Origin of the sequence: Mesorhizobium sp. M5C.F.Ca.IN.020.32.2.1 (assembly GCF_004023105.1) — a bacterium.
In the GTDB taxonomy this organism is placed as follows: Bacteria; Pseudomonadota; Alphaproteobacteria; order Rhizobiales; family Rhizobiaceae; genus Mesorhizobium; species Mesorhizobium wenxiniae.
This window is the reverse complement of sequence record NZ_RZSX01000669.1, coordinates 1-3,639: the sequence shown is the minus strand read 5'-3', so window position 1 is coordinate 3,639 and position 3,639 is coordinate 1. Positions and strand designations below refer to the sequence as shown.

General features: G+C 59.2%; 4 protein-coding genes and 1 pseudogene. All 5 read right to left on the bottom strand.

Going from position 1 to position 3,639, the window contains the following annotated elements; translation table 11 throughout:
* Positions 1–259 (bottom strand): annotated as a pseudogene (locus EOA86_RS39590) (GGDEF-domain containing protein); the annotation flags it as partial.
* Between the two features lie 271 nt (positions 260–530).
* Positions 531–1,712, bottom strand: coding sequence for a 5-demethoxyubiquinol-8 5-hydroxylase UbiM (gene ubiM / locus EOA86_RS26655; protein ID WP_189350574.1), 1,182 nt, complete (start codon positions 1,710–1,712; stop codon positions 531–533).
* Positions 1,709–2,437: a hypothetical protein gene (locus EOA86_RS26650; protein ID WP_128344425.1), complete on the bottom strand. Its 729-nt coding sequence runs from the start codon at positions 2,435–2,437 to the stop codon at positions 1,709–1,711. Before EOA86_RS26650 ends, ubiM begins: the two co-directional genes overlap by 4 nt.
* A gap of 238 nt (positions 2,438–2,675) precedes the next feature.
* Positions 2,676–2,831, bottom strand: coding sequence for a cbb3-type cytochrome oxidase assembly protein CcoS (gene ccoS, locus EOA86_RS26645; protein WP_084831491.1), 156 nt, complete (start codon positions 2,829–2,831; stop codon positions 2,676–2,678).
* On the bottom strand, positions 2,828–3,639 hold an 812-nt coding region (locus tag EOA86_RS26640), incomplete at its 5' end, for an HAD-IC family P-type ATPase (protein ID WP_128344423.1). The genes ccoS and EOA86_RS26640, both read right to left, overlap by 4 nt.

Below are 3,639 nucleotides of genomic sequence, written 5' to 3'. Positions count from 1 at the left end.
AGGCTTGAGACGTCGTGTACCCAGCCGTTAGGACGGCAAGGAATGACCAGGTGAATCCCGCCAGAAGAGCAAGCCTGCCAAACCAGCGAAGCCGCAGCCAAACCCGTGTCAGATCATCCTGGACTCCGGGTTCCTTCAGCTGATGACGGGCGAGTGCAAGGCGGGCGGCATTTATCGCATTAACGACCGAAAACCAGGCCGCGCCAGCAAGACCGTTCCCGGAAAGGGCCTGCACGGTCAAAATCAGCCCGGACAGCACAATGCTTATCGGCATTGAGACGAAAAGGCCTGCCCTCAGATCAGCGAGCTGGTCCTGAAGGATTCTCGCCTCCAGCGGATCTTCTTTTTCCAGGGCTGGACGGGTCAGCTTGCTTACTCCTGCTTGTCCGCAGCCTATGCAGCCCCCCTGAAGGACGGGTTAATTCTTCAATCGGAGATCAGCGTCGGGAGCAGGATTACTCCGGCGCATGATGCACTCTCTCCCATCGCTCGCCCAGCACATCGCGCAAAATGCAACTGCTGGTGCAGTATCACCGCTGGAGCTCCGCCGAAATCCCATGCCGGACAAGGGGAACATGTTGGGCAAAGCGAAGCCCCAGATGCCTTGCAAGCCGTGCCGCCAGGTGGTCTCTGGAGTAGAGTCCAACCAGTATGTTCGTTGCATGGTAGAGCGGCGCCGCCGACAGGCGCAGCCGCCTTTCGTATATGTGCAGCATGTCGGGGTCGCCAACATTGCGGCCGTCGCGGCACGCAGTCATGATTCCACGGGCGAGTTGCTTCTGGCTGCTGAGACCGATGTTGAATCCGTGAGCGGTCACCGGGTGCATGCCGATGGCAGCGTCGCCGATGAGTGCGGCGCTCGGGGCCCGGAATTTGTGCGCCCAGGTCGTGACCAGCGGATAGGTATGGCGCTTGCTTGCCAAGGTCATTTTTCCAAGGCGCCCTCGACACAGTTTCGTCAACTCCGACAGGAACAAATCGTCATCGAAGGCAAGCAGTCTATAGGCCTCGTTTGAGCGCAATGTGAGCAGCAGCGACGACACGCCCTCCGCGAGGGGCAATATCGCTATCGTCTGATGGTGATCGAACCATTCGATGGCGATCTGGTGGTGGGCGCGCTCGTGCCTCACTCGGCAAATCAGCATCGAGTGGCCAAGCCGGTTGATATCGGCGCCGATGCCCAGCAGATCACGCGTGGCGGACAAACGCGAATCCGCGGCAACAACAAGCCGAGCAGTTAAACGCGCGCCATTAGAGAGCGTTACGACTGCTCCTTCTTGGCTGTTTGTTGCATCGACGACCGAGTGGCCGCACAACAGCCGGGCGCGATCCTGCAAGCGGACGATTTTGAACAGCGCCTCGCGGATCCGGCAATTTGGAACCAAAACCCCCAGCGGTTCTCCAGAGTTGCTGGGAGGATCGAAACGAAGAGCGAATGCGCTCGAGCCGTTGAGCACGCGCGCGCCTTGAATTGCTGATTTGTCCGAAGCCGGGATGACATCCCAGGCGCCGAGCTCGCGAAGGGTTCTGATCGAAGCGTTGGTCAGCGCGATTTCGCGACCATCGAAAGCCGGATTCGCCAGACTATCGAATGTGTTCTGTTCAACAACTGCCACCTTGAGTTCGCTTTGGGCAAGCGACGCAGCGAACGAAAGGCCGACCGGCCCGGCTCCAACGACAACGATGTCAAAATTGTCGTCAGAGCCCATCAGCGTGCCGCCATCCCGTCGGCTATCCTCGTGTAACGGTGGAACTGAGCCGACTGACATCCGCTGAGCTCCGTGCCCGCCGCCAACGCGTATGATGCTCCGCAGCACATTGACATCACGAGGATCTTCGGCGCTGGATCCGAGCCTTGGAACATTTCTACGAAGTCAGCCCAAAGAAGGCTACCTCGCCCACTGGACGAAGCGATCCCGTCTCCATTGCCGTGCCCAGCGATGTGAAGCACGTCGCACTTCGCCTTGTTCGCTTGGACTACAGCCTCACGAAAATGCTTTCGGTCCAAAGCAATGTGGAGCTCCGCGCGGATGTTGACAGTCTTTAGCATCTTCTGTGTGATCGGTCCGTCCGCCCTGTCGGCGAAGTAGTCATTCGCGTTGTGGCAGTCGATGATGTGAACGGCGCTCATGGGATTCTGCCTATTATTATCGTCGTGACGAGTGGATACCACGTGCGGAACACCGTGATCTGCGCTGAGTTTCGGTGACCGCATTGCTGCAAGGCGCAGGGCCGGAAATTGGCATGGATCGGCAATGAAGCATGCAACCCCATCAGAGGTGGACGCGTCTGGCCGCGATACATAAGTCATGCATTCTCCTTCGAAGACTGGCCTATAAAGCACCACTGATGCGAATATGACCCTGATCTGGATCAGCCAGGGCACGATCAACCGGCACTGGTAGTTCACGCTCGGGTGATCGATCGCGACGCTCAACTTGTTACCCGTGCGCACAGTGCGAAGCTCGTCCGGCCGCGCGAGGTACTCTCGCGGCATCAGCCGCCTCATACTGGGTGCATGGGAAGGCAGTCCTTCGCACGACAGTGGATTTTCACAAATCAATGTAGTGCCCAGCTTAGGTCAAGCTGGTCATGGAGCATGGACAGCTTGTTCCCGACCGAGCCGGCTCGACTGACGAGCGGGATCCGCGCATCTTATGCACAGCGGATTGAAATCAGCGTCCCGGTTTGTCGTCCCGATCAATTAGTATCCGCTCGGCGGCTCCGTCGAGATCTTCGTATTGACCGCTTCGCAATGCCCAGACGAAGCCGGACAGGCCCAGTGCACCCAGAAAAAGGGCCACTGGTATGAGATAGAGCAAGGTCGTCACGAGGATTGTGCCGAATAGCCGACTGCGGAGCGTCTGACTTTTTGAATAACTTGCACCGTCGCATTCGCCATGAAGCCGTGCAAGCGCAATGCGTTTCCAATAACAAGCAGCGATGAGGCAGACATGGCAATCGCCGCTATCAAAGGCGTGACGTGCCCGAGGATGGCGATTGGTACTGCCACCGCATTGTAGACGATTGCGATTGCGATGTTCTGCCGGATCAGGTTTCCTGCCTTGCGCGAGACGCCCAGGGCGAGCGGCACCGCCAGGAGGCTTTCGCGCAGGAAGACGAAGTCTGCCGCGTTGCGGCCAATGTCGACGGCGGTGGCCGGTGCGATCGAGACATGCGCCGCGCTCAGGGCCGGCGTATCGTTGAGGCCGTCGCCAACCATCAGAACCTTGTGCCCAACTTTCGCGAGGGTTTCGATGCGTTCGAGCTTGCCCGATGGCAGCAGGCACGGAACGAAGTCGTCGATATCCAGCAGCTTTGCCACTTCGGCGCAGGCTGCGGCGGTATCGCCCGACAGCATTTGCATCGACACCCCGGCATCGTTCAATCGCTTGATCGCCGCCGCCGCGTCGGCGCGCAGCGCATTCTCGAAATCGAAGGTCGCGACAATGAACCCGTCTTTTGTCAGGGCCGTTCCACCATAGCCATGTTTGCCTTCACCTCCGGTCCGGGCCTTCCATCCAGCCCATCCGCGTCGACCCAGCCGCCAGGTGCTTCCGGCGACAGTGGCTTCGATCCCGAACCCCGGATGCTCTGTGACGGCATCGAATTTGTGTTGCCCGCCAGGAGCGGCAAAGC